We start from the raw sequence: 25,815 nt of genomic DNA, 5'->3' as shown, positions 1-25,815 counted from the left end.
TTGACGTTTCGAGCGTCCTGTGCTTTGCAAATTCCCAAAAGCTAAAGGCTTCGCGGCTCATCTTTTCGTTCCAATTTTCATTTGGAAACTTTGGAGGCTCAACTGGATACTACCCCGTTCCACCAATTAAATATCTCGTTGTTTTGGGATTCTTAAGAAACCCAAACTTTTTGCATTGTCATATTTTTGCAATTACCGTAAATCTCGGATTCGCGATCGATTCGCGACCCTTCAGAGGAGACGCATGACTGAGCAGCTTACCTACACCACCCCCGCTTTCGTATTGCCGGACTTGGTTGAGATTCAGCGGGCAAGCTTCCGCTGGTTCCTAGAAGAAGGCTTGATCGAAGAACTCGATAGTTTTTCGCCTATTACTGACTATACCGGGAAGTTAGAGCTTCATTTTATCGGGAAGAACTTCAAGCTGAAGCGTCCGAAGTACGATGTCGATGAAGCAAAACGTCGCGATAGCACTTACGCCGTTCAGATGTATGTCCCCACGCGCCTCATCAACAAAGAGACTGGGGAAATCAAAGAGCAGGAAGTGTTTATCGGTGACTTGCCGCTGATGACCGATCGAGGGACGTTCATTATCAACGGCGCAGAACGAGTGATTGTGAATCAGATCGTTCGTAGCCCTGGCGTGTACTACAAATCAGAAACTGATAAGAACGGTCGTCGGACTTACAACGCGAGTTTGATTCCGAACCGAGGTGCTTGGCTGAAATTTGAAACCGACAAGAATGACCTGGTTTGGGTACGGATTGATAAAACTCGGAAGCTGTCGGCTCAAGTGCTATTAAAAGCATTGGGGCTAAGCGATAACGAGATTTTTGATTCGTTGCGCCATCCGGAGTATTTCCAGAAAACGATCGAAAAAGAAGGTCAGTACGGCGAAGAAGAAGCGCTGATGGAGCTTTACCGGAAATTACGTCCGGGTGAACCTCCGACGGTTTCAGGTGGGGCACAGCTTTTAGAGTCTCGATTCTTTGATCCCAAACGCTACGACTTGGGCAAAGTCGGACGCTACAAGCTGAACAAGAAGCTTCGCCTCAACGTCCCGGAAACGACTCGCGTTCTGACTCCGCAGGATATTTTGAGCGCGATCGACTATCTGATTAACCTTGAGTTTGATATCGGCATGGTCGACGATATTGATCACTTGGGTAATCGCCGCGTTCGTTCTGTGGGTGAACTGCTGCAAAACCAAGTCCGCGTTGGCTTGAACCGTTTAGAAAGAATTATTCGGGAGCGGATGACGGTTTCTGATGCGGATTCACTGACTCCGGCATCGCTTGTTAACCCGAAACCGTTGGTGGCGGCGATCAAGGAATTCTTCGGTTCATCGCAGTTGTCGCAGTTCATGGATCAAACCAATCCATTGGCTGAGTTGACCCACAAGCGCCGGATCAGTGCCTTAGGCCCCGGTGGTTTAACTCGTGAACGGGCAGGGTTTGCGGTTCGTGACATTCACCCGTCGCACTACGGGCGGATTTGTCCGATCGAAACTCCTGAAGGCCCGAATGCTGGTTTGATTGGCTCACTAGCGACTCACGCCCGTGTCAATCCATATGGATTTATCGCGACCCCTTACTATAAAGTCGAAAACGGTCGCGTTCGTAAGGACTTGCCTGCGATCTACATGACTGCAGACGAAGAAGACGATTTGCGGGTGGCAGCGGGTGACATCAACACCGATGACGACAACAACATCATCGGGGAATCGATCGCTGTTCGCTACCGTCAGGACTTTACGACCGCAACGCCTGAAGAAGTCGATTATGTCGCCGTTTCTCCGGTGCAGATTATTTCGGTTGCAACTTCGCTGATTCCGTTCCTCGAACACGATGACGCGAACCGAGCACTGATGGGATCAAACATGCAGCGTCAAGCTGTGCCGCTCTTGCGTCCAGAGCGTCCTTTAGTTGGAACTGGACTCGAAGCACAAGCAGCGCGTGACTCTGGGATGGTAATCGTCAGCCGGACTGATGGTGAAGTGAGCTACGTGGATGCGAACTCGATCAAAGTGCGAGACGCACAAACCAACAAAGAGATCGAATACCAGGTTCAGAAATATCAGCGATCGAACCAAGATACCTGTTTGAACCAGCGTCCGATCGTCTTTGTCGGCGACAAGGTGGTCGCAGGTGAAATCCTTGCGGATGGTTCTGCAACAGAGCGCGGCGAACTGGCGCTCGGTCAGAATATTCTCGTGGCGTATATGCCGTGGGAAGGCTACAACTACGAGGACGCGATTCTAATCAGCGAACGTCTGGTATACGACGACGTTTACACCTCGATCCACATTGAGAAATACGAGATCGAAGCGCGTCAGACCAAGCTAGGGCCTGAAGAAATCACTCGCGAAATCCCGAACGTTGGGGAAGATTCCCTGCGCCAGTTGGATGAAAACGGCATTATCCGCATCGGTGCATATGTTGAAGCGGGCGATATTCTCGTCGGTAAAGTCACGCCGAAAGGCGAATCAGATCAGCCACCCGAAGAAAAACTCTTGAGAGCGATTTTCGGTGAAAAGGCGCGGGATGTGCGCGATAACTCGCTGCGCGTTCCGAACGGTGAGAAAGGTCGGATCGTTGACGTGCGGGTATTCACTCGCGAACAAGGCGACGAACTTCCTCCGGGTGCAAATATGGTTGTCCGGGTGTATGTCGCTCAGAAACGGAAGATCCAAGTCGGCGACAAAATGGCGGGACGACACGGAAACAAAGGAATTATCTCGCGGATTCTACCGATCGAAGATATGCCCTATCTTCCTGATGGCACTCCGGTTGACATCGTCTTGAACCCGCTGGGTGTACCGAGCCGGATGAACGTCGGTCAGGTGTACGAATGTCTCTTAGGCTGGGCGGCGGAATGCTTGGATGCTCGATTCAAAATCGTGCCATTCGATGAAATGCACGGCGACGAGAAATCGCGTGAATCGGTGCATGGCAAGCTGCAAGAAGCCCAAGAAACGCGGATTAAAGCGAGTGCCGATGGCTACTGGCTCTACAACCCAGACGATCCGGGCAAGATTCAGGTCTACGACGGTCGCACCGGTGAAGCCTTTGATCGACCGATCACGATCGGTAAAGCCTACATGCTGAAGCTGGTTCACTTGGTAGACGACAAGATCCACGCACGATCGACCGGCCCTTACTCGCTCGTCACTCAGCAACCGCTGGGTGGAAAAGCACAGCAAGGCGGACAGCGATTCGGAGAAATGGAAGTGTGGGCGCTCGAAGCATTCGGAGCCGCCTATACTCTCCAAGAATTGCTGACTGTGAAATCCGACGATATGCAGGGACGAAATGAAGCGCTGAACGCGATCGTCAAAGGTAAAGCGATTCCGCGACCGGGAACACCCGAATCATTCAAGGTGTTGATGCGCGAGTTGCAGTCGCTTTGTCTGGATGTCGCCGTTCACAAAGTCGAAACCAAAGACGATGGCAGCAGCCGCGATATGGAAGTCGATTTGATGGCGGATGTAAACAGCCGTCGCGCTCCGTCTCGTCCGACCTACGAATCGATTTCGCGTGAATCGCTCGAAGACGACGAAGACTAAATTCAAGCCAGAGCGATGAACCGCTTTCAAGTTCATCGCTCATCCTTCTTTCTCTACACTCAAGGACAACACGATGCCAAAGCTAGAACAGCGATTTGACTATGTAAAAATCGGTCTGGCATCTCCGGAACGCATTCGCCAATGGGGAGAGCGGACTTTACCGAATGGGCAAGTCGTTGGAGAAGTCACCAAGCCAGAAACGATTAACTACCGCACCCTCAAGCCGGAAATGGATGGCTTGTTTTGTGAGCGGATTTTTGGACCTGCAAAGGATTGGGAATGCCACTGCGGCAAGTACAAGCGGGTACGTCACCGGGGAATTGTGTGTGAACGCTGCGGCGTGGAAGTGACCGAATCGCGAGTGCGCCGTCACCGCATGGGATACATCAAACTCGCAGCTCCGGTAGCCCACGTTTGGTATCTCAAAGGGATTCCGAGCTACATGGCAATCTTACTCGATATGCCATTGCGGGATGTCGAGCAAATTGTTTACTTCAACGCTTATGTCGTTCTCAATCCTGGAAACGCTGAGAATCTGACCTACAAGCAATTGCTCACAGAAGATCAGTGGATTGAAATCGAAGACGAACTCTACAGCGAAGACTCGCAACTGACAGGCGTAGAAGTGGGCATCGGTGCGGAAGCATTGAAGCAGCTTTTACAAGACATCAATCTGGATGAAGAAGCCGAGAGGCTGCGCGAAGAAATTGCGGTTTCTAAAGGACAAAAACGCGCCAAGCTGATCAAACGTCTGCGGGTGTTGGATAACTTCATCGCGACAGGTTCGCTACCGGATTGGATGGTGTTGGATGTTATCCCCGTGATTCCGCCGGATTTGCGTCCGATGGTGCAGTTGGATGGTGGACGATTTGCGACTTCTGACTTGAATGATCTATATCGTCGCGTAATCAACCGCAACAACCGTCTCGCCCGTCTGCAAGAAATTCTCGCACCAGAAATCATTGTGCGAAATGAAAAGCGGATGCTGCAAGAAGCGGTCGATGCCTTGATCGATAACGGTCGTCGTGGTCGAACGGTCGTCGGTGCAAATAACCGTCCGTTGAAATCGCTCTCCGACATTATCGAAGGGAAGCAGGGTCGATTCCGTCAAAACCTTCTGGGTAAGCGGGTCGATTACTCTGGACGATCGGTCATCGTCGTCGGACCCAAACTGAAAATCCATCAGTGTGGACTGCCGCGAGAAATGGCGATCGAGCTATTCCAGCCGTTCGTGATTCACCGCTTGATTCGTCAAGGCTTGGTAAACAACATCAAAGCCGCGAAGAAACTGATTCAGCGCAATGATCCGACAATCTGGGACGTGCTCGAAGAGGTGATTGAAGGACACCCTGTATTCCTCAACCGCGCCCCGACGCTGCACCGCCTAGGGATTCAGGCGTTTGAACCGATTCTGGTAGACGGCCGTGCAATTCAACTGCACCCGCTCGTTTGTCCGGCGTTTAACGCCGACTTTGACGGAGACCAAATGGCGGTTCACGTTCCCCTGTCTCTCGAAGCTCAAGCCGAAGCGCGATTGTTAATGCTGGCATCGAACAATATTCTTTCGCCTGCAACGGGTCGCCCGATCATCACGCCGAGCCAAGATATGGTTTTGGGCTGCTACTACCTGACCGCAGACAATCCGGATGCAAGCCAGGTCGAAGGCCGCTACTTCTCTAGTTTGGACGATGCAATTACAGCATACGAGCAGAAGCAAGTCGATTTGCACTCCTATGTTTGGGTGCGATTCGATGGCGAAGTGGAAGGCGGCTTGGGCGACTTGATCGAACAACAAGAGACAGAAGGCATTGTCACCAAAATCTATGATTCTTGTCGGCGACGGGAAGATGCAGACGGTAACTTGATTTCTCAATACATCAAGACGACACCAGGGCGGATTATTTACAACAAGACGGTGATTGATGCGTTAGCGGGCTAATGGGACAGGAACAAGAGCGATCGATTGCTCTTGTTCCGAACTCCTAACACACAACTCATGGCACAAATGGGGCACAGCATGGCAGAGCAGAACTCAGAAAAGCAAGTTTTTCGGAATCAAGTTATCAACAAAAAAGAACTGACCAACTTGATCGCGTGGGCATTCACCCATTACGGCACTGCCCGCACCGCACAAATGGCAGACTTGCTGAAAGATCTTGGATTCCGATATGCAACACGTGCAGGAGTCTCGATTAGCGTCGATGACCTGCAAATTCCACCGACTAAAAGAGCGCTTCTCGATGCCGCGACCGAGACGATTCGCGATACCGAAGAAAAATACACACGCGGCGAAATTACTGAAGTGGAACGGTTCCAAAAGGTCATTGATACCTGGAACGGAACTAGCGAAGAACTCAAAGACGAAGTGGTGCGGCACTTTCGATCGAATAACCCGCTCAACTCGGTCTACATGATGGCGTTCTCCGGGGCACGGGGAAACATCTCACAAGTCCGTCAGCTAGTCGGGATGCGTGGTCTGATGGCAAACCCGCAAGGGGAAATTATCGACTTGCCGATTAAAACCAACTTCCGAGAAGGATTAACCGTTACCGAATACATCATTTCGTCCTACGGTGCGCGGAAAGGTCTAGTTGATACGGCGCTCAGAACGGCGGACTCTGGATACTTGACTCGGCGATTGGTTGATGTTTCGCAAGATGTGATTATTCGCGAACTCGATTGTGGAACAGAACGGGGGATTCCTGTGCGACCCATGACCGATGGCGATCGCGTCCTCATTCCACTCAAAAATCGGCTTCTCGGTCGTGTTGTCGCTCAAGATGTGATTGATCCTGCAACCGGAGAAGTGATCATTGCACGGAATGGAGCCATCTCCAATGATATTGCCCAAGTAATTGGCAAAAAGAAAGTCGAAGAAGTCGTTGTACGATCGCCGCTGACCTGCGAATCGGCTCGATCGGTTTGTCAGCACTGCTACGGCTGGAGCTTGGCACACGCTCACATGGTTGATATCGGCGAAGCGGTCGGAATTATCGCGGCTCAATCGATCGGAGAACCAGGAACCCAGCTCACGATGCGGACTTTCCACACGGGAGGGGTCTTCACCGGAGAAATGGCGCGACAAGAAAAGGCGAACTTTGCTGGCACCGTTCGTCTACCGAAGCGCCTCAGAACTCGTCCTTACCGCACCCGCCACGGAGAAGATGCGCTAATTGTGGAATCGGCTGGCTCGGATATCAAGATTGAGATCGAAGGAGCCGATGGACAGAAGCAACCCTTTACTGTGTCTCAAGGAACAACCTTGCTGATCAAAGACGGGATGAAGGTGAAAGCCGGACAAATTCTGGCGGAAGTGCCTTTAACCGGACGCGGACGCAAGACGACCGAAAAGGCATCGAAAGACGTGGCTTCTGACCTTGCGGGAGAAGTTCGGTTCGCGGATGTTGTCCCCGAAGAAAAGAAAGACCGTCAAGGAAACACCACTCGCACCGCCCAAAGAGGCGGCTTGATGTGGGTGCTGTCTGGGGAAGTTTACAACCTACCGCCAGGGGCAGAACCGATCGTGAAAAACGGCGATCATGTCGAAACGGGTGGAACGATCGCAGAAACCAAGCTAGTCACTGAAAATGGCGGTACTGTCCGGCTTCCAGAGTCCTCGGAAAACAGCAAAGGCGGACGCGAGATTCAAATCATTACGGCATCCGTGATGCTGGATCAAGCGCGAGTCCGGGCAGAAACTCACCAAGGGCGCGACCAGTACATCCTTGAAACTACGAACAGCCAGACCTTCTTGCTGAAAGCGACCCCCGGAACTCAAGTAACGAACGGACAAGTCGTAGCGGAACTGAGAGACGATCGCTATCACACCCAAACCGGAGGCATCATCAAATACTCTGGGGTGGAAGTCGGCAAAAAAGGCAAAGCGAAGCTTGGTTACGAAGTGATCAAGGGCGGTACGCTGCTTTGGATTCCCGAAGAAGCGCACGAAGTCAACAAAGACATCTCGCTGCTGATGGTCGAAGATGGTCAGTATGTCGAAGCAGGTACAGAAGTGGTGAAAGACATCTTCTGTCAAAGCAACGGGGTAATCGAAGTCACTCAGAAAAATGACATTCTGCGCGAAGTCGTGATCAAACCCGGCGATCTGCACATGATCGATAGCTTGGACGATGTAATTACGCGGGAAGCCGTCTTGGTCAATCCGGGACAACAAGTGATGCCAGGATTAACCGTTGACGAACTGCGGTACGCCGAGTATGTTGAAACCCCTGAAGGCCCCGCAATTCTGCTGCGTCCGGTGACGGAATTTAATGTTCCCGATGAGCCATCTGTGCCGAGTCAAGATTCGACCAAAGAAGATTCTGGACGGGCAATTCGACTCAGAGCCGTACAGCGTTTACCTTACAAAGATGGTGAGCGCGTCAAGTCGGTCGAGGGTCTGGAACTGCTGCGGACTCAGCTTGTTCTCGAAGTCGATCAAGACGCTCAGCTTGCGGCTGACATTGAACTGATTCCCGATGAAACCGATGCAGAGGTCATGCGCTTACAGCTTGTGATTCTCGAATCGCTGGTGATTCGGCGCGACATTGCCGCAGACGTAACTCAGGGTAGAACCCAAACTGAAGTCATGGTTAAAGATGGCGATCAGATTGGGGCGGGTGCAGTGGTCGCTCGCACGAAGATTCAATGTAAAGAAGCCGGCGAAGTCCAAGGGATTCGACAAGGAGCGGAGTCGATTCGACGCATTCTTGTTGTGCGGGAAGTGGATACGTTGACGATCACTGCTAATAATCCCACCGTCAAAGCAGGCGATCTGCTGATTGCAGGAACCAGTATCGCCTCAGGCGTAACGCTGGAAGATTCCGGACAAGTCCTCAGTGTGGATGGTAATCAGGTGACGATGCGAGTCGCTCGTCCGTACCGTGTCTCTCCGGGAGCGGTGCTGCACGTCGACGATGGGGATTTGGTACAACGGGGTGACAATCTCGTGCTGCTGATTTTCGAGCGCACCAAGACCGGAGACATTATTCAAGGTCTACCGAGAATCGAAGAGCTGCTCGAAGCGCGTAAACCGAAAGAAGCGTGTATCCTGGCTCGTCGGGCGGGAACGGCTCAAGTCGTTTACGGAGAGGATGATTCAGTTGAAGTCAAGATTGTCGATCGAGAAGGGTTAATCACCGAATACCCGATCGGCCCTGGACAAAACGTAATCATTTCAGATGGTCAAGAAGTTGCCGCTGGAGAACGGCTAACTGATGGCCCTGCGAATCCCCACGAGCTGCTTGAAGTCATGTTCAAAGCAAAGCTAGAAGAGGGTAGCCTGCACGATGCGTCACTCTTCAGCTTACGGGAAGTGCAAACCTTCCTGGTGAACGAAGTGCAATCAGTGTATCAATCTCAAGGGATTGATATTTCCGACAAGCATATCGAAGTCGTCGTACGTCAGATGACCTCAAAAGCGCGGGTCGAAGACGGTGGGGATACGACAATGCTGCCAGGTGAGCTAGTCGAGATCTACCAGATCGAGCAGGTGAATGATGCCATGTCGATTACGGGCGGTGCGCCGGCTCAATATGAGCCTGTACTGCTGGGGATTACCAAGGCATCCTTGAACACCGATAGCTTTATCTCAGCCGCAAGTTTCCAAGAAACGACGCGGGTACTGACAGAAGCTGCGATCGAAGGAAAATCTGACTGGTTGCGCGGTCTGAAAGAAAACGTGATTATTGGTCGTCTGATTCCGGCGGGAACAGGCTTCAATGCTTACGAAGAAGTCGGTAGCCCTGACATTGATCCGGTGTACGATCCGACGATCTTTGATGAGGATACGGATTTCTCGGATGTCGTGCTTGACGATCGCACTGCGCGTTCTTATGGCTTAGAGACATTGGAGGAGCGTCCAAGCTTTAGCTTTGAGAGCTTTGGCAGTAGCGATGATGGTGATGCGGATGCGATTTACTCACCGATTCTGGACGATGATGATGACTTAATTTCAGATGATGTCGAGGATGACGATGATCTGTAAGCTGAGTTAGCAATAATTGAGAACCTCTCAGAGCAATCTGGGAGGTTTTTATTTGCTAATTATTCAAAGGCAATGCGATATACTGTCGCTGTCCGAAAACTTCTACCTTTACTGCCTGACAGATGCAAGCCATTGAAGAAACTAGGTTGTCCAATGTCAAGTTATCGGTTGTGATTCCCTGCTACAACGAGCTGGGGACGATCGAAACAGTAATTCGGACGGTAAAAGCCGCTCCGGTTCCGAACCTAGAAATCATCGTGGTTGATGATTGCTCGACCGATGGCACGACCGAACTCTTACGATCGAGGCTCGAACCGCAAGTCGATCAGGTACTTTATCATTCGACCAACCGCGGCAAGGGAGCCGCCTTGCGAACTGGGTTTGCAGCAATTACCGGCGATATTGCGATCGTGCAAGATGCCGATTTAGAGTACGACCCACAAGAGTTTCCGTTGCTGATTAAGCCGATCGCAGAGGGTCGAGCTGATGTTGTGTTTGGGTCTCGCTTCGTCGGCAATCAGCCCCATCGCGTCGTGTACTACTGGCATATGGTCGGCAACAAATTTCTGACTACCCTGTCCAACATGCTGACGAATATCAATCTAACGGACATGGAGACGTGCTACAAAGCGTTTCGACGTGAAGTGATTCAGTCGGTGCGAATTGAAGAAAACCGATTTGGGTTTGAGCCAGAGATTACCGCCAAAGTTGCCAGGATGGGATGCCGCATTTACGAGGTGGGAATTTCCTATTATGGTCGGACGTACAAAGAAGGCAAGAAAATTGGCTGGAGAGATGGATTTCGGGCAATTTATTGCATCTTGAAATACAACCTCTTGTCATCCTGAGTCGATCGCACTTGTTAATTTTGCTGTGAAGTATGAACATCTCTTCTATCCATCTGTTTAATCGATTCAAATCTCTACTGAATCAAAAGGGAGCGATCGAGAGTTGGGTGATCTTCTTCAGTTGTGCAGTGACTTATTTTGCCAGTGGTCAAAATATCACTTCAGGAGACTCCATTCCGAATTCGCTCTTGGCGTTTAATTGGCTATTCAACGGCAGGCTCGATTTTGATAACTTTAGAAACGGCATCTTTTATGCAGGGGATGCTGCGACCGCAGTGCGTCCATTACCTCACTTCTTTAATGAAAGTTCTAGTGGTTATCTCAATTCTGTGTATCCGATCGGGTCTGCGATCGTTAGCTTCCCTATTTACTTTTGCTTTTATTTGTTGCTGCTGATATTTCATCCACAGGGGAGCGCAATAGACATTACCAGCGCCAGTTTTGGGGGGTTGCGAATCTTATCTGAGCGAATTGCAGCCGCACTTCTCGCCTCGCTATCTGTCGTGCTGTTTTATCGGCTCAGTCGGCTGAAGGTTGAGAGATCGATCGCGCTGATTTCAACGTTTATTTTTGCTTTTGCCACCGAAACTTGGGCGATTAGCTCCCAATCCCTGTGGCAGCATGGCGTTTCTAATTTATTACTGATAGGATGCATTCTTTGTTTGTGGCAGGCTAATCGTGCTCACGATCGTACGAAAAATCTTTTAATTCTCAATGCAGGACTGCTCTGCGGATTGTCCCTAACAGTTCGCCCGACAAATATTATCTTTGTGCTGATGATTGCGATTTATTCGCTATTCGCATATCGGCGGCGCGTCATCTTTCTTGTTCTTGGACTGCCCACTGCATTGATTAGTCTGGCTTGGAACCTCTATTATTTTCGAGTTCCAGGCGGGGGTTATCAAATGGTGGGACCTGGCCTCTACGACTACAGCCTGAACCAATTTATCACTTCATTTGTTGGGTTACTGTTTAGCCCCAGTCGTGGCTTGTTCGTCTACACGCCAATTGTGGTGATGTGCATTCCGGGATTTATTCAAATTGTGCAGCGCTGGAAACAGAAAGACGAAAAATTAATCATTTTGCTGTTCCTAAGCTGTTGCGTGACCTTTGTGCAGTACTGCTTTTTTAGGGTTTGGTGGGCTGGATGGAGCTATGGTCCGCGTTTTATGACGGACTTCATGCCCGTTCTGTGCCTGATGTTGAACTATACGATCGCGCAATATGTCAGGCAATCCGCTCAACTGGGTCGCAGTCTTGTTCACTGGAAGTCCGCTATTTTTGCCGCACTGGTGGCATTTTCTGTGTTTGCCCAGGTTGTCGGGGTATTTGCTGAGCCGTATTGGGATGCAATTCCAATTTCGGTCGATGTGCAGTCAAATGCTCTCGGCTCAACCTCGCGCTTGTGGCAGCTTCAAGACACTCAGATCGAGCGAAGCTTCCAGAATATTATCTATCGTTTGACTCGCCCAACCCAGGGACCTGGCTATGCAGCGGGCTTTTCTGGCAAGGTGCTACAGGTTCGCGACCAAGACCAGCGGGTGCTTCCTGCACAATTGACAGTTCCAGCCGGAACAACGACGCAGCTAACCGCGACAGTGCAAAATACAGGCACGTCGCCGTGGTTTAGCTATGAAACGGGTGCCGTCAATACTGGAGCAGCACAGGTTTTGGTGACGATGTTTGATGATAACAACCAGCAAGTTCGCCAGCAGCAGTTATATGTATCGGGGCAGCCGCTCCCTGGTAAGACAGCGACTGCGATCGGGGTGATCAATTTCCCTGAGCGAGCGGGGACTTACCGGATTACTTTCTCGCTGTTTGCCAAAAACGTCACTGCACCAGATTTTGCTTCTGTCCTTACCGTTGAAGCCAGGATTGTGCCACGTTCTTAGACGGCAGCGGATCAATTGCGGCGTTTTTGCCGGACTTGAGAACGAGAAGAACGATCGCCGCCTTTAATCGTCAAAGTCATTCCGTAGTTTTTCGCCGATCGCTAGTGGTTAAGGACAGCAATCCGCTAATCTAGAACAGGGAAAATCACATCTCCTCAATTTTAGGAGTGGTGCTCGATGCCAAATTCCGCTGATCGTCGTCCAATTCTGCTCGATTTTGAAAAACCTCTCGCTGAACTCGAAGCCCGCATTACTCAAGTTCGAGAACTCGCTGAGGAAAACGAAGTCGATTTATCTGATCAGATCGCGCTGCTTGAAGAACGTGCGATTGAGCTTCGTAAAGAAATTTTTAGCGGGTTGACTCCCGGACAGCGGCTGCAGGTTGCGCGCCACCCTCGCAGACCCAGTACGCTTGATTACATTCAAGCCATTAGCGATGAATGGATGGAGTTACATGGAGATCGAGGCGGACATGATGATCCGGCAGTGGTAGGCGGAGTCGGGCGGATTGAAGGTCGTCCGGTTGTCATGCTCGGTCAGCAAAAAGGGCGAAATACTAAAGACAATATTCAGCGCAACTTTGGGCAGGCATCGCCGAGTGGATACCGTAAAGCCATTCGGCTGATGGAACACGCCGATCGCTTCGGAATGCCGATTCTCACGTTTATCGATACGCCTGCGGCGTGGGCAGGACTCGAAGCGGAACAGTTCGGGCAGGGAGAAGCGATCGCCTACAATCTGCGCGAAATGTTTGGGTTTGAAGTGCCGATCATTTGCAGCGTCATCGGTGAAGGTGGATCAGGAGGCGCTTTGGCGATCGGAGTTGGAGAACGGCTCTTAATGTTTGAACACGCCGTCTACAGCGTTGCCCCCCCGGAAACCTGTGCAACGATCTTATGGCGGGATGCGTCGAAAGCTGCACAAGCCGCAGAAGCCTTGAAGATTACTGCCCCTGACTTAAAGGAAATGGGAATTGCGGATGAGGTCTTGCTTGAGCCGATCGGCGGCGCACACAACGATCCATTAGAAGCCGCAGAAACATTAAAAGCAGCAATTCTACGAAATCTCAACGAGCTAGATCAATTCACGCCAACTCAGCGGCGAGAGCTACGTTATCAGAAGTTTCGTAATATTGGCGTATTTACCGAAGCGGGATTGCCGACTCATGTGTAGAAATCAGCGGTGCGGGTCACTCAAATTCGCGCCGCTGCACGATATAATGAGTAAGAACGTAACGAATTGTAAAATCTTGCTCATCTGATACCTTGCTGACTCAAGTTTCCCTCGGTTCTTCGCTCCAGCACATGATCGCCGTTTTGCACCGCTACGCTCAATCGTGACTGACCGAAGGTAGCCGTATTTTTCGATTTTTCAACCCTATTAAGTTTTTTGACTGAGGATTCATGACCTCCTCCCTCGATCGACGCGCCTTGATTACCGGGGCAAGCAGTGGAATCGGACAAGCCACCGCCCTTGCTTTTGCAAAAGCAGGCATCAACCTTGTCCTGGTAAGCCGTTCTCAATCTAAATTAGATGCTGTCGCGCAAGAAGCTCGATCGCTCGGTGTCGATGCCAAAACTTATGCGTTGGATTTAGCGAATGTCAGTGCAGTGCGACCTGCAATCGAAGCCCTAGTTTCTCAGGTCGGCATCGACATTCTAGTTAACAGCGCAGGCATGGCATACACGGGCGGACTCGCAGAGATGCCGCTAGACGATTGGCAGCGCGTGATTGACCTCAATCTCACCAGTGTTTTTCAGTGCATTCAAGCGGTTCTACCCGGAATGCGAAGCCAAAAACGCGGCACGATTATCAACATTGCCTCGATCGCCGCACATCAAGCCTTTCCCGATTGGGGCGCGTACTGCGTCAGCAAGTTTGGGATATTAGCACTCTCGAAAACTCTGGCGGCTGAGGAGCGCTCACACGGAATTCGAGTAGTAACCCTGTCACCGGGGTCGGTCAATACCGGCATTTGGGATACCGAAACGGTGAACGCAGACTTCGATCGCTCGGCAATGTTAACTCCAGACATTGTGGCAGACGCGATTTTGCAGGCTGCAACCATGAACGATCGCGCAGTGGTAGAAGAGATGATTCTCATGCCAAATGCCGGAACGTTCTAAGACAAGTTTGCTGGTTGAACGCTTTTTTTATTGCACACTTATTTTGCAACAATCATGACTATTGCCCCTCCGAATGGATTTAGCGCCAAGAATTTAGAATCGAGACCCGATCGCAACACGCAGAACGGGCAAGAAGTGAAGGTGACACCGCCGAGCGATGAGAGAACCCATGAGGAGATGATGGAGGCGGTGCGGACGATGCTGATCGGGGTGGGCGAAGACCCCGAGCGCGAAGGCTTGCTGAAAACTCCGAAGCGGGTTGCCGACGCGATGCGGTTCTTAACCAGTGGCTATAACCAATCGCTTGAGGATCTGGTCAACGGTGCAATCTTTGATGAAGGGCACAATGAAATGGTGTTGGTGCGTGACATCAACTTCTTCAGCTTGTGCGAACATCATATGCTGCCATTTATGGGACGGGCGCACGTTGCCTATATTCCAAATGAGAAGGTTGTGGGCTTGAGTAAGCTGGCGCGGATTGTGGAAATGTATTCGCGACGGTTACAGGTGCAAGAGCGTCTCACTCGTCAGGTTGCAGAGGCACTCCAAGAAGTGCTTCAACCGCGTGGTGTGGCAGTCGTGATGGAAGCTTCGCATATGTGCATGGTGATGCGTGGGGTGCAGAAGCCTGGATCTTGGACGGTGACAAGTGCGATGGTAGGTGTGTTTCAGGATGATCAGAAGACTCGCGAGGAGTATCTGAACTTGATTCGTCATCAGCCTTCGTTCTGGTAAGTCTTTAGTTGGTTGAATAGCAGTTGAACGCGCTCCAGGTTTTTATCGCCTGGGGCGTTTTCTAATCCGCTCGATAAGTCAATGCCATCAGGTGAGACTAAGCTGAGAGCTTCGGAGACATTGTGCGGATTCAGTCCGCCTGCTAACCACCAATCACAGGTGGGGCGAAATGCTTTCAGCATTGTCCAATCGATCGTTAATCCTGTTCCGCCTGCTTGGGTGGGGTGATACGCATCGAGTAGTAGCACATCGACATGAGATTGATAGTCGATCGATTGTTCTAAGTCTGCTTGCGATCGAATCCGTAATGCTTTGATCAGTTTGACATTGAGCGATCGGACTTTTTGACAAAATTCCGGGGTTTCTTTGCCGTGGAGTTGTACTACATTCAAGTTTGCAACTTTGATAGTTTCTTGAATGGTGTCGATCGCAGCATCTAAAAACACTCCCACTCGATCAACAGATAGATAGTTAGTAATGACTTGAATGTTAGTGGCTTCAATGTAGCGAGGAGTTCCTGGAACGCAGATAAAGCCGATCGCGGTTGCTCCGGATTGTTCGATTGCGATCGCTTGGTCTGCTTTAGTAATGCCGCAAATTTTGACTTGTAAGCCCATCGTTAGAATTGTTGTGTTTCCTCAAACGATAGCGTATCAAGAAGTGGAAGCCGCTAGAGTAAGTCCATCTGAATTAGAAAGCTTTGTATGGTTGCCAATCCTCTTACAGTCAAGGGGATGAGATTGAGCTAACGAGTGTGGATTTGACTTTCTCGATCGCGTTGCTCTATGAGGATATCAATCTGAGTGCGGATGAGCGATCGCATACGATGAAGAAACAGAGTTCTACAAAGCCATGCTGAAAGAAAAAGTCAAACAAGAAATCGACAAGCTAAACGAAGAGCAGTTAAAGCAAGTTGAGCGCTTCATTGCTTTAATCAAGATTAAGGTTGTGACACCGCAAGCAGTCCTGCAATCTTGGGATGCGGTTACTCCGGAGGAATGGACGAAAAGCTTTCGGGAATGGGCTGCACAGCTTCCGAAAACTGGGGTAATTTTACCAGATGAGGCCTATGATCGCGAAAGCATTTATGGAGATCGGGGACTCGACTGCGGCGAACGACTCGAGATTTATTAGATACAAACATAGCCCTGCGACTGTCTAATCCGCTCGATCCTCAGCACACTCTCACAGTTAATGCAATTTCCAACTTAGCGTTGCAAGGAAATCAACCCGTTCTTACTGCACAAGTTCTTATCGAGTTTTGGGTAGTGGCAACTCGTCCTGTGAGCGTGAATGGATTGGGGTGGAGTGCTGACCAAACATACAGTCAGATTGTTCAGCTACTCAATGGCTTCACTCTACTTGAAGATCGACCGGAAATTTTTCCAATCTGGTTGCAGCTAATCGGTGACAACAAGATTCAAGGCAAGAGGGCGCATGATATTCGCCTTATTGCTGTCATGTTGGCACACAGCGTTGATCATCTGCTTACACTGAATCCGCGTGAGTTTGCGATCGTCCCTCACATCACTGTGATTGATCCTCGAACAGTGGTATGAAATAAGCCAGTATTCAGAGAAACTCTATTGAAATTGGCAGGAATATCTCCGGCATATTCGATCTCAAGGGTATCGCAATAATTTCTCTCCCAGATTCGCGATCGCAGCGCTCATCACGATCGTTTATCCCAACAGTTGCAATAAAAAAGCCAGAATTCATCAAGAACTCTGGCAGTGTAGATTCGGATTGGGTTTGCGTTAGCGATTCTCTTGCTGCTGCAAGAATTGGCGAGTTTCACGACCAGGAACATAGCCGTAACCGAATGTTGATTGATCGCTGTCATCCATAATTTGAGGAGTCACGAGAACGATCACTTCGCGACGTTGGTTCGATCTGTCTGTTCTGCGAAACAACGCCCCCAACAAAGGAATGTCACCTAGAATCGGAACTTTAGTTGTACTAACACGATCCTGATCCTGGATGATTCCAGATAAGACAAGCGTTTGTCCATCTCTCAAGCGAATTTGTCCTGAATCTAACCTCCGCTCTGACAGCAAGATAATTGAATTTGTTGAGCCGTTGATGTTGATGACCTGGGCACCATCTGGTTGAGAGATGCTTGGCGCAATAGAGAGGGAGATGAAACCATTATCATCAATCCGATCAACCTTGACTGGCAGGATTAAACCTGCGGGTTTCTTTTCAACCGTGATGGTAGATTGAGACGCGCCTGTGCCAAACGTAGTTTGCTGAGTGAAATTCGTGACAACCTCTTGAATCAGGTTGACCGTTGCTGTTTGTCCCTCTTGAACTACGAGCGTTGGATCAGTCAAAATTTTGGCGTTGCCATTGGAAACTGCTCCTTGAAGTTGAGCTAAAAAGTTCCGGGCAAAGTTAACGACAGGAATACCATTCGTTATCGGTGCAATTCCAGTTCCGACGTTGCCTTGACCTGGGGTAGAAAATAGTCCAAACGCCTCTCCAGGGGTGCGCGTACCAAAGTTGAATACCGCAATCCCGTTACTATTGACAAATTGATTATTTCCAAGCCCAAAAGAGAAGCTTGTTCCAATTTGGCTAAGTCCGGCTAGGTTCACATCAACCACTCTGACATTGACGGCAACCATGCGACGACGCACATCAGCGAGAACAAGTTGATTTACTGCTAAATCAACTTGTTTTGGCGTTCCAATCAATGTGATGGTATTTGTTCGCTCATCCCCTAACGCCTGTAAACCACGAAGCAATGGTACCGAATCCTGAAACTCAATCCGCTGCGCTTTTAGCTCGGTATCGCTCACCGTTGAATTATTATTCTGCTGGGTGTTCTGCTGATTGCTGTTTTGGCTTCCAATTTGTGCCGCAGAACTTACGCTGGTAACTCGTTGCGTCGGGTTGTTTGCGCTTTCAGCACCTAAACCAACCAAGACATTCAGAGCAGTTGCAACAGGAGCTTGATTGAGCCTCACACTTCTCACAATAATTCCTCTTGCTGCATTGGGAAGCCTTGTACCCACAAAGATGGTTTTCCCTGACCGCGTTGCTTCCAAACTTGCACACTGAGCGCTACCACTGCTGCTACTGCTACTGGTAGTAGCAGAAATCGGAACACAAGTTACTCTTAGAACATAGTTGAATACATCTTGCACAGACTCATTTTCAATGTCTAGCGAAATGGTTGGGCCGTTCGGCTTTGCTTCTGGAGTTGATCCTTGTGACTGTTGACCGTCTGATGCTTCGCTGTAAGCTAGATTTAGTCTTGCTGCTCTTGCTAACAGCGATAGAACCTCTCTCACCGGGGCGTTTCTTAACACTAAGCGGGGAATTCGTTCATTCGTGCCGAGGTCGATCGTAGAAGGTGACGCATCGGACTGAGAAACTGAAATGTCACCAACGGGAGGCGCAACGGCTCGACGCTGCAAGGGAGGCACCGGAGCCACTGGAACCGTCGGCTGTCCCTGGTTCGGCACTTGAGCGCTCGGTACAAACGGAGCGATCGGAGTCGTCGAGTTCGGCATCGCTTGAGCTACCGGAGTCGTCGGCAGAGGAGCTGAAGGAGTCGCTTGGGCTGGAACCGCTTGAGCCATCTTGCTCCCAGCAGGCGGAACATTCACCGGAACGGCGGCATTTGGCGTACCACCACCTGCGCCCGCGACGTTGAAAATTACACCCTGAGCATTGCGGCTAGCAATCTGTCCGATCGGCGCTGCATTCGTGCCCACTACTGACACCTGCACTCCGTTTGCACCCGATGGCGTGACCGAGACTTGAGCAATGCCCGGTGCCGGATTGTTCTGACGGTATGGCTGTGCGATCTGAGCGTTGAACACATACGCATTCCAGGTATTGCCGCGATTGACATTAAACACCTGGGGAGGCTTCTCGCCCTGAGTTTGCAGCACCACATCAAAGCCAGAACCATTCGGGTTGACCATGACATTCGTAACCTGAGTAGGATTTGCCGAAGCGGGCGGATGGCTGACTAGCGCTAGGGTCGCAGCAGTCGCTAAGCTGAGAAATCGAAGCTCTTTCACGGGATACACTCCTCCTTGGGGGAATCAGGAACTATGGCTATGGTTTCGGGGGTTGCGCGGCAGCTTGTGCTGCTTTGCGTTCGACTTCAGTTAGTGGCATCAGCGCATCCATCTGAAACGTCGTGGTGATTTGATTGTCCGGTTGGCAGTTCGTCAGATAGCGAATCGTGCCGTCGGGCTGAATCTCGTACAAGCCTTCAGACACCTTGTTATCTGCCACTTTGACCGATAGGTTTCGCACCAGCAGCAAAGGTTGCAGACGCTCAATCGTTCTAAAAATCGACTGCGTTTGGTTGAAATTGCCGCGAATTTCAACATCGATCGTTTGGCGCTTCAGCTTGTTATCGATCGGGGCACCCAGTGAACTATCGCTGATCACCGCCGCTCCCTTCTCGTCAGGCTTAAAGCGCCGTAGCTTTGCTTCTGCCACCAGTTGCCCAAAGCGGTCTTGGAATTCTTGGGCACCCCCAGGCGTTGAAAATAACTGCTGCACATAAACCGGACAAGCATTGAGCTTGGTGTTTCTTGCCGCCAATAAGCCTGCATTGTTGCGCTCAATCAGTTGGTTGAGGTCAAACAACAGCGTGTTTAGCGTCTTTTCGCTCGCAAACAGGCTATAGACCTGATCGCGCTTTTGTTTTGCTTGCTCTAGCTGGTTTTTAGCCTCTTGAATTTGCTTGCGAATCTCTCCTTGTTGCTGAAGCTGCTGGGTTTTTTCTTTTACCTTGGCATCCAAGGCTTGATTGGCTTCCCAAGCAGGCATCACGAGATAAGAGACGATCGTACCTGCGCCGAGCAGACCCATCACCCCCAGCACAACCCCGCTGATCATGGGCGTAAAGGTAATGCCAAACGCAGTGGGATAAGTCGGGGTACTCTCAAAGTCTGAATCAGGAATAAAGTCAGCCGTCATGGTTTTTTCGCTCCGTCCGTTTGAGTTGCTGCGGGAGTCGGTGAGGCAGGCTTCGCTGAAGTAGCCGAAATCACGCCGCGCTGCTTTAAGGCTTCGATCCGCGTCACCAGACCCACTGCACCTTTACGATCGAGTTCCCGGATCAGTTCCGAAGCAGGCACATCGTTGATGGCTGTCGCGATCGTGAAAGATACTTTGCGCGGTAGGCGAGGCGGCTTGAATTCACCCATTTCTCGCTTGACTCCCGGAAATTCAGGGATTTGCAGCGCTTTCTCTTCTCCTAGCTCTGCACTAACCACTTTGGTTTGATCGGCTCTTAAGAAGTTCGACTGCTGAAGCGTCAGCATAAAATCGTTGACATCATTGAATGAATTGGCAATGCCTTTGATTTCAATGCGGGACGAAACGGGTGGAGTTGCGCCTGCTGCGGGAGTCGGTGCAGCGCCTTGTGCGGGAGCGATCTGGGCAACCGAGGCAATCTGAACGCTCTTCGGTAAGCGATCGCGAATATCCTGCGTCATCGCTGACCACGGCTTAATTTGGTTAAACACCGTCGCCAGGGCTTGTGCTTCTTCGGTCGCTTGCTTTGTCTCTTCCCTGACCTTGGATAGATTCTTCTTCTCGGCTTCGAGGGTGCCAAGCTGCACATCGAGATCGGCTTGCTGCCGCTCTAGATCGCCATTTCGCAGAGTGAGAATCCCGAAAAGCGATCCTGCCAGCACCGGGAAAAAGACCATCGCTGCAACGCCTAAGAGTAAGGGGCGACGATCGTCGGCTGAGACGGTCGCTTGGGGCCGATTGCCTCGCCCCTTATCGGGCTTACTCTCTGATCGATCGTTGAGGAAATTAATATCTAAACTGTACATTTACCAGGCCTCCCGCAACCCTAAACCGAGTACAACACCCAAACCGGGTCGCAAATTTGCTGGAATGTCTTCTGCACCCAGCGACAAGGCAGACACCGGATCAACTAAGCTGCAAGGCAGGCTCAACCGTTGAGTAAAAAACTCGTCTAACTGCCCGATCGCGGCTCCGGGACCTGCCAGCATCACTTGAGCCACTTCCAGGTTTTCACCTTGATTCAGGTAGAAGTCCACCGATCGCCGCAGTTCGTCGCTCAGTTCTCCCAGTACCCGCAACATTGCGGTTGCCCCTGGATTGCCACCGGAACGATTCGACTCCGTTACAGGAATCGTCATGCCTTGCAATAAGTCGATATTGCGCGACGGTGGCAGGTTCATCGCTCTAGAAAGAGCTGACTGAATCTGATAGGTTCCAATCGGAACCGTGCGCGAAAACTGAGGAACACCATCAACGGTGATCGAAATTTCGGTATTTTCAAATTGAATATCAACGAGTGCCACAGCTTCTTGCGGTGCGAACTGTCTGAGCTGCTCTCGAATCGTCCGAATCAGAGAAAAACTGCTGACTTCTAGAATGTCCACCTTCAATCCCGCCTGCTGAAAGGTATCGAGGTAGGTATTGGTGACTTCCTTGCGGGTAGCAACTAGAAGAACCTGCACTTTCTCAATGCCATCCTCATCCACAAACAGACCCAGCTTTTGATAATCAACATCGGCTTCCTCACGCGGAAACGGCAGATACAATCCGGCTTCTTGATTCAGTACCATTTCGCGCAGTTCGCGATCGTCGAGTTCTGCCGGAACCGGGATGATCCGGGTCACTGTGTCTCGTCCGCCAGGAACCGCCGTTGCGACTTGTTTAACTTTAATTTTGTGTTCGGCTAACGCAGATTGAATAATCTCTGCCATCGCGGGCGGATCGGTAATTTGCCCTTCGTGAAACACACCTTCAGGAACGGGAACCGTGGCATAAGTGCTGAGCCGATAGCCTTGACCCTGTTTGCGGAGTACCGCAAGATTGAGGCGATCGGCGGCTAACTCAATGCCAACCCCCCTTGATTTTTTTGAGAATAAACTCTTGACGTTAACCACTGTTCGTTAGCCTGCTATGAATGAATGAGTGACAGGTTTTCTGCAATCGGAAATTGCAGTCTTGCTTGGGTTGAGAGAGCCTAGTAATCACACGTAAAGCAGCAGAGAAAACAGCTACTTTGATCAAAATTGAGAGAATCAATCTCTGGTGTAACGAACTTAGACTGCCCAGTTTTTTTGCAAGAATACACAACTTGATTCAAAAAAGTTAAGAAAATCCTGAAGCCCCTGCCATAGAGCAATTTCAGAAATTAAAAATTGAGCGAATCTAAATAGAAATCACTCTGGATTGCTTTATTTGATTTAATTATTTCGACTACAATTCCAATCTTTTAGAGGCAATTTGTTTCATTCGGTCGCGCTATAGCAGCGCGCTCGATGTAAGAAATAGCACATCTATTTCTGCATACTACACGCGATTTTAAAAATGGCACGACTAATTTTGTGGGGAGTGGAGAGTAGATTTTCTTGTTTGGCTTTTGCCGTCGATCGTGAGAAGAAGAGAGTTGTGGAATAGCAGAGAGCACGATGATTGATGTGGTTGTGATTGGTAGCGGGATTGGTGGTTTAAGCTGTGCAGCGATTTTGGCGCGGTATGGATTCAAAGTTTTGGTGTGTGAAAGTCACGCGATCGCAGGGGGAGCGGCACAGAGTTTTGAGCGCAAGGGGTTTAAATTTGATTCGGGGCCTTCGCTGTATTCGGGAATGTCTTACAGTCCGTCTCCGAATCCTTTGCGGCAAGTTCTCGACGCGATCGGCGAAGACGTTGAATGGCTCAACTACGAGACTTGGGGCTGTTGTTTGCCGGAAGGTACTTTTGATACGCAAGTCGGAGCTTCCCAATTCTGCGACGTATTGCAGCGATTACGCGGAGAAAGCGCCGTTGCTGAATGGAGACGATTACAAGAGATTATGGCTCCTTTGTCGAAAGCAGCGATCGCGCTTCCGCCTGCTGCGGTACGCTACGATTTGGGCGCAGTTTTGAGCGTCGGGCAGTTTTTACCGTCGATGCTGGGAAAGGCGATCAGCTTATCTAAACTTACGGGAGCATTTGCGCCTGTGATGAATCAAGTCATCACTGATCCATTCATTCGCAATTGGTTAGATCTCTTGTGCTTTCTATTGTCAGGATTGCCTGCTGATAGCACGAATGCGGCTGAAGTGGCGTTTATGTTTGCCGATTGGTATCACCCGGACGCGAAATTAGACTATCCAAAAGGCGGAAGTGGCGCGATCGTCGATGCACTCGTTCGCGGCTTAGAAAAACAGGGTGGGCAACTCAGACTAAATGCTCATGTCGAAAAAGTATTAGTTGAAAATCAAAAAGCCATCGGAGTGCGATTGCGAAACGGGGAAGAACTGCGATCGCGCTATGTCGTTTCTAACGCTTCGATCTGGGACACGCTCAAACTGGTTGATAACTTTCCGAAACGATTCCAGGCTGAACGGCAAGCGACTCCGACCTGTGAGAGTTTTATGCACCTGCATTTGGGAATTGATGCCCAAGGATTAGACGTGATCGCCTGTCATCATATTGTGGTGAATGATTGGAACTTAGGCATTACTGCACCTCAGAATGTAGTGCTGATTTCGATTCCGTCACTGCTTGATCCGTCACTTGCACCGCCTGGAAAACACGCGATTCACGTTTATACTCCCGGCAATGAGCCTTACGCCATTTGGCAGCAGTGCGACGATTACGAGCAACTGAAACAACAGCGTTCAGCAGTGATGTGGAACGCTTTAGAACGAGTAATACCGGATATTCAATCGCGCACTGAACTCACCCTAATCGGAACCCCGCTCACCCACGAGCGCTATCTGCGGCGACATCGCGGAACGTATGGAGCCGCCATTCGCGCAACGGACGGATTATTTCCGGGTGCAGTGACCCCAATTTCAAGATTGCTTTGCTGTGGAGATTCAACGTTTCCGGGCATTGGATTGCCTGCGGTGGCGGCGAGTGGCATGATTGCGGCGAATACGATCGCGCCCCTTGGCAAGCACTTGGAGTTGCTAAAACAGATTCGAGCATAGAGGCATTATTCACAGCAAACCGCAGAATAGACGAAAGTTCTAGAAACCATTCATACGCTAAATCGAGGAACTGTGTATAATCAGTCCCAACCGTTCGGATTCAGTTCGATCACGTTCATGAACCAGGGCTACAATCCCAGCAGTTTGAGATCGATCAAACTCCGATCGACTGCTGCGACTTGCGACAATCTTCGCTAACATTAGTTCTCACTCTCAGTTTTCTCTCCCACGCTCTGCTCTATCTCTCTTACTAAAATCGCCCGAATGACCGCTGTGCCCCTTCCTCGTCCCTCTTCTCAACCGCCTGAGCGCAACAACTCAGGCTCCCCTGACATGACCCCAGTGTTTGCCCTGAAGGAACTGGTGGCACGTCTGAATCGGGAGCAGCATAAAATTCAGGATTTACTGAGTTCGCTCGGTTTCGCACTCCGTAGCTTCAGCAATCTCAATCAATTTCTGGAACTGATTCCGCTGATGGCAAGTCGGGTTACAGATGCCGACGGTGGAGCGCTCATTTTGTTCCGCCCCAATGGGCAGGTGAAATTAGAGCGCCTGCACTGTCAGGATGCCATGTGGGGTCAGGAATTACGCAAAGGATTAGAGATTGCAACGCGGCAGATGACGGCTTCGCTAACCGGATTACCCGCGAATGAGGCAGTTTCTCGATCGTCGCAAATGGTGGCAATGCTCGATCACCAGATCGCCCGCAACTTAGGTGGGAATATTCAAATCTTTGGTACCGGGATTCTGGTAAGAAACAATGAACGCGGTCGACTCTATGTCTTTAGTCGAGAGCAAGATTACGCTTGGACAGAAACGCGGCAAAAATTAGTCCGACTCGTGGCGGATCAAACCGCAGTGGCGATCGAGAATGATGAACTCACGGTCGAACTGAAGAAAAAAGAACGCCTCGATCGCGAACTCGAAATTGGAGCCGATATTCAGCTTCGCTTGCTGCCGCGTCAATGCCCGGCGATCGATGGCATTGAACTCGCAGCGCTGTGTAAAACTGCCAATCGCGTCGGGGGCGATTATTACGACTTTATCCCGGCGGATTATGGGCAGACGCGCCAAGCGAACCTGAGTAATTCGGGCGGAAAATGGAGTGTGACGATCGGCGATGTGATGGGGAAGGGGGTTCCCGCCGGGCTGATCATGACAATGACACGTGGGATGCTACGAGCTGAGGTGCTAAACGGTCACTCTCCCGCACGGATTTTGCAGCATCTGAATCAGGTGATGTATGCCGATTTGGAAAACTCAAATCGGTTTGTGACGCTGTTTTACTCGGAGTACGAGCCGAAGACTCGCTTATTGTCGTACAGCAATGCCGCGCATAATCCGCCGCTTCTGTGGCAAGCAGCAACGAGTACGATTAAGCGCCTCGATACACATGGAATGCTGATCGGCTTAGATGCTGAAACCCAGTACCAGGATGCCCAAATGCAACTAGAGCCGGGAGATACGATTATTTATTACACCGATGGCTTTACCGATGCGGCAAATCAGTACGGGCAGCGATTCGAGGAAGACAATCTGGTGAGCGCGTTTCGTTGGGCGTGTCAGCATTATGACGATCCGCAGCAGATTTTGAAGTATTTGTTTGATTGTGTGCAGCAGTTTATCGGCATAGGCAATCCGAATTCGGATGATATGACATTAGTGGTGATGCGGGTGAAGGTTGTGGAAGAGGGACGACCGTAACGGTCAACAAATTGAAA

The 25,815-nt window shown here is 50.4% G+C and carries 15 protein-coding genes and 1 pseudogene; 11 read left to right on the top strand and 5 right to left on the bottom strand.

Annotated elements, in window-relative coordinates:
• The first annotated feature begins 244 nt into the window (after positions 1-244).
• The 7 genes and pseudogenes from rpoB (at position 245) to folE (ending at position 15,155) form a co-directional block, all read left to right on the top strand.
• Positions 245-3,565 carry a DNA-directed RNA polymerase subunit beta gene (gene rpoB / locus NC980_RS15140; protein WP_190379441.1) on the top strand — a complete coding sequence of 1,107 codons (3,321 nt, stop codon included), beginning with the start codon at positions 245-247 and terminating at the stop codon, positions 3,563-3,565.
• A gap of 73 nt (positions 3,566-3,638) precedes the next feature.
• A pseudogene (locus NC980_RS15135) lies at positions 3,639-9,551 on the top strand (DNA-directed RNA polymerase subunit beta').
• Positions 9,552-9,673: 122 nt separating this feature from the next.
• Entirely contained in the window at positions 9,674-10,399 is a 726-nt protein-coding gene (locus NC980_RS15130) for a glycosyltransferase family 2 protein (RefSeq protein ID WP_190379439.1), read from the top strand.
• Positions 10,400-10,431: 32 nt separating this feature from the next.
• The gene (locus tag NC980_RS15125) at positions 10,432-12,294 is read left to right on the top strand and encodes a glycosyltransferase family 39 protein (protein WP_190379438.1); all 1,863 of its coding nucleotides are present in this window, start codon (positions 10,432-10,434) and stop codon (positions 12,292-12,294) included.
• Between the two features lie 177 nt (positions 12,295-12,471).
• Complete coding sequence (locus tag NC980_RS15120) at positions 12,472-13,467, top strand: acetyl-CoA carboxylase carboxyltransferase subunit alpha (RefSeq protein ID WP_190379437.1); 996 nt, start codon at positions 12,472-12,474, stop codon at positions 13,465-13,467.
• Positions 13,468-13,697: 230 nt separating this feature from the next.
• Positions 13,698-14,420, top strand: a complete 723-nt coding sequence (locus NC980_RS15115; protein ID WP_190379436.1) for an SDR family oxidoreductase — start codon at positions 13,698-13,700, stop codon at positions 14,418-14,420.
• Between the two features lie 54 nt (positions 14,421-14,474).
• A complete protein-coding gene (folE, locus tag NC980_RS15110; protein WP_190379435.1) occupies positions 14,475-15,155 on the top strand; it encodes a GTP cyclohydrolase I FolE in 681 nt (226 codons plus the stop codon).
• Here folE and NC980_RS15105 read toward each other — a convergent pair.
• Positions 15,137-15,772, bottom strand: a complete 636-nt coding sequence (locus tag NC980_RS15105) for a phosphoribosylanthranilate isomerase (protein ID WP_190379434.1) — start codon at positions 15,770-15,772, stop codon at positions 15,137-15,139. The genes folE and NC980_RS15105 overlap by 19 nt on opposite strands.
• A 235-nt stretch (positions 15,773-16,007) precedes the next feature.
• Here NC980_RS15105 and NC980_RS15100 point away from each other — a divergent pair, with 235 nt between their 5' ends.
• Together NC980_RS15100 and NC980_RS15095 are read left to right on the top strand one after the other, a co-directional pair.
• Entirely contained in the window at positions 16,008-16,289 is a 282-nt protein-coding gene (locus NC980_RS15100; protein WP_190379433.1) for a hypothetical protein, read from the top strand.
• Complete coding sequence (locus tag NC980_RS15095) at positions 16,262-16,714, top strand: type II toxin-antitoxin system VapC family toxin (protein ID WP_190379514.1); 453 nt, start codon at positions 16,262-16,264, stop codon at positions 16,712-16,714. Before NC980_RS15100 ends, NC980_RS15095 begins: the two co-directional genes overlap by 28 nt.
• Positions 16,715-16,912: 198 nt before the next feature.
• Here NC980_RS15095 and NC980_RS15090 read toward each other — a convergent pair whose 3' ends face one another.
• From NC980_RS15090 to pilM, 4 genes are read right to left on the bottom strand one after another with little or no spacing between them, the layout of a single operon-like run.
• Entirely contained in the window at positions 16,913-19,189 is a 2,277-nt protein-coding gene (locus NC980_RS15090; protein WP_190379432.1) for an AMIN domain-containing protein, read from the bottom strand.
• 37 nt (positions 19,190-19,226) lie between these two features.
• Positions 19,227-20,102 (bottom strand): pilus assembly protein PilO, encoded by an 876-nt coding sequence (locus NC980_RS15085; RefSeq protein ID WP_190379431.1) that lies wholly within the window; start codon positions 20,100-20,102, stop codon positions 19,227-19,229.
• Positions 20,099-20,968 carry a PilN domain-containing protein gene (locus tag NC980_RS15080; RefSeq protein WP_190379430.1) on the bottom strand — a complete coding sequence of 290 codons (870 nt, stop codon included), beginning with the start codon at positions 20,966-20,968 and terminating at the stop codon, positions 20,099-20,101. Before NC980_RS15080 ends, NC980_RS15085 begins: the two co-directional genes overlap by 4 nt.
• Positions 20,969-22,057 carry a type IV pilus assembly protein PilM gene (gene pilM / locus NC980_RS15075; RefSeq protein WP_190379429.1) on the bottom strand — a complete coding sequence of 363 codons (1,089 nt, stop codon included), beginning with the start codon at positions 22,055-22,057 and terminating at the stop codon, positions 20,969-20,971.
• Positions 22,058-22,585: 528 nt separating this feature from the next.
• Between pilM and NC980_RS15070 the strand changes: the two genes are divergently transcribed.
• On the top strand, positions 22,586-24,094 hold the full coding sequence (locus tag NC980_RS15070; RefSeq protein ID WP_190379428.1) for an NAD(P)/FAD-dependent oxidoreductase: 1,509 nt from the start codon (positions 22,586-22,588) through the stop codon (positions 24,092-24,094).
• Between the two features lie 264 nt (positions 24,095-24,358).
• Positions 24,359-25,798: a PP2C family protein-serine/threonine phosphatase gene (locus NC980_RS15065; protein WP_190379427.1), complete on the top strand. Its 1,440-nt coding sequence runs from the start codon at positions 24,359-24,361 to the stop codon at positions 25,796-25,798.
• Positions 25,799-25,815: the final 17 nt, after the last annotated feature.

The organism is Leptolyngbya sp. AS-A5, assembly GCF_039962495.1.
Classification (GTDB): domain Bacteria; phylum Cyanobacteriota; class Cyanobacteriia; order Leptolyngbyales; family Leptolyngbyaceae; genus Leptolyngbya.
Note: the sequence above shows the minus strand (reverse complement) of the source record. Positions and strands in the feature narration are given on the sequence as shown.

Coding starts and splice junctions, on each gene's coding strand:
- rpoB (WP_190379441.1), top strand. CDS start 245: ATGACTGAGCAGCTTACCTACACCACCCCCGCTTTCGTATTGCCGGAC.
- NC980_RS15130 (WP_190379439.1), top strand. CDS start 9,674: ATGCAAGCCATTGAAGAAACTAGGTTGTCCAATGTCAAGTTATCGGTT.
- NC980_RS15125 (WP_190379438.1), top strand. CDS start 10,432: ATGAACATCTCTTCTATCCATCTGTTTAATCGATTCAAATCTCTACTG.
- NC980_RS15120 (WP_190379437.1), top strand. CDS start 12,472: ATGCCAAATTCCGCTGATCGTCGTCCAATTCTGCTCGATTTTGAAAAA.
- NC980_RS15115 (WP_190379436.1), top strand. CDS start 13,698: ATGACCTCCTCCCTCGATCGACGCGCCTTGATTACCGGGGCAAGCAGT.
- folE (WP_190379435.1), top strand. CDS start 14,475: ATGACTATTGCCCCTCCGAATGGATTTAGCGCCAAGAATTTAGAATCG.
- NC980_RS15105 (WP_190379434.1), bottom strand. CDS start 15,772: ATGGGCTTACAAGTCAAAATTTGCGGCATTACTAAAGCAGACCAAGCG.
- NC980_RS15100 (WP_190379433.1), top strand. CDS start 16,008: ATGCTGAAAGAAAAAGTCAAACAAGAAATCGACAAGCTAAACGAAGAG.
- NC980_RS15085 (WP_190379431.1), bottom strand. CDS start 20,102: ATGACGGCTGACTTTATTCCTGATTCAGACTTTGAGAGTACCCCGACT.
- NC980_RS15080 (WP_190379430.1), bottom strand. CDS start 20,968: ATGTACAGTTTAGATATTAATTTCCTCAACGATCGATCAGAGAGTAAG.
- NC980_RS15070 (WP_190379428.1), top strand. CDS start 22,586: ATGATTGATGTGGTTGTGATTGGTAGCGGGATTGGTGGTTTAAGCTGT.
- NC980_RS15065 (WP_190379427.1), top strand. CDS start 24,359: ATGACCGCTGTGCCCCTTCCTCGTCCCTCTTCTCAACCGCCTGAGCGC.